This is a genomic window from Saccharothrix hoggarensis, from assembly GCF_042678885.1.
Taxonomy (GTDB): Bacteria; Actinomycetota; Actinomycetes; order Mycobacteriales; family Pseudonocardiaceae; genus Actinosynnema; species Actinosynnema hoggarensis.
Genome location: NZ_JBHTLK010000481.1, coordinates 1 through 1332 on the forward strand (window position 1 = coordinate 1; position 1332 = coordinate 1332).

1 protein-coding gene is annotated in these 1332 nt (G+C 78.5%); it reads right to left on the reverse strand.

The window, feature by feature from the left end; translation table 11 throughout:
- A partial coding sequence (locus ACFQ3T_RS36610) for a tetratricopeptide repeat protein (protein ID WP_380730760.1) occupies positions 1-1332 on the reverse strand: 1332 nt, incomplete at both ends.

Here is a 1332-nt window from a genome sequence, read left to right on the forward strand (position 1 = left end):
CCAGGTCCGCGGCCAGCGCGACGTCGTCCGGCGGTCGCGCCGGCGGCAGCCGCAACGCGCAGGCGTGCCGTCGTTCCGCCCACCGCAGCACCGACTCGGCCCGGCCCGACTCCACGGCGAGCCGGAGCCCCAGCGCGGTCAGCTCGTCGGCGTGGCCCGAGGCGTGCGCGCGCAGCTCCGTCGCGCCCAGGCCCGCGCGGAACCGGTCGAGCACCCGGACACCGGCCCGCAGCGCGGAATCCGCGCCGTGCCGGTCGCCGTCCTGCAGTCGCAGCAACGCCAAGGCGTGCCAGGCACGGGCCCGCACCTCGGCCGGTCCGGTGCGGCCCGAGCGCGTCGCCGCCGTCAGCTCGCGGCGTGCGATCGCCGACCGGCCCAGCTCCATCGCCAACCGCGCCACGATCAACCGGGCGTCCAACGCGGCGACGACCCAGCCCGCCGTGGTCAGCGCGGCCACGGTGCGCGTGCCCGACCGGAGGGTCGCCGCGTCGCGGAGGCCGAGGTCCCAGCGGGCGCGCAGCACCAGGAAACCCGCCAACGCGGCCCAGCCCGGCCGACCCTGCCGTGACGCCGACCGCCCGGCCCGCCGCGCCTCGCGCAACGCGGCGCGCGGATCGCCCTCCAGCAACGCGACCTTGGCCAGCAGGAGCCGCGCCTGCACCAGGTCCACGGCGTTGCGCCGCCGCGCGTAGGCGGCCACCGCCGCGGTCGCCGCCTGCCGCGCCTCGGCGACCAGGCGCACCGACAGCAGCACCTCGGCCCGTTCGACCGGCAGCAGCCCCTGGTCGGTCCCCGCCGCGCGGTACCGGCGCGCCGCCTCGTCGTAGGCGGCCAACGCGGCCGGCACGTCGCCGCGGACCGTCGCCGCCAGCCCCCGGTTCTGGTACACCATCGCCGTCCGTCCACTGTGGCCGGTCGCGGTGAAGACCTCCTCCGCCCGACGCAAATCCTCCTCCGCGCCCCGCCAGTCGCCCAGCCGGGCCAGCAGGATGCTGCGGTTGTTGCGGAGGGTGGCCTCGATCAGGGCGTCGCCGCCGGCGCGGCGCAGGGTGTCCAGCGCGTCGGAGAACCCGGCGGCGGCGTCCTCGAACCGCCCGGTCTCCGTCAGCACGACCGCGCGTTGCATCAGCAGGCGGGCGGCGGACGGTCCGCGCAGCAGCGGCCTCGCCCGGTCCATCTCCCGCAGGCCCTCGCCCGTGCGGCCGGTCAGGGTCAGGACGTACCCGAGCACGCCGCGCGCCTTGGCCGCGCTCTCGGCCAGTCCCGCGCCGTCGGCCGTGCCGATCGCCGCCCGGAGGTGGCGTTCCGCGTCGGCGAGCCGCCCGACCGACA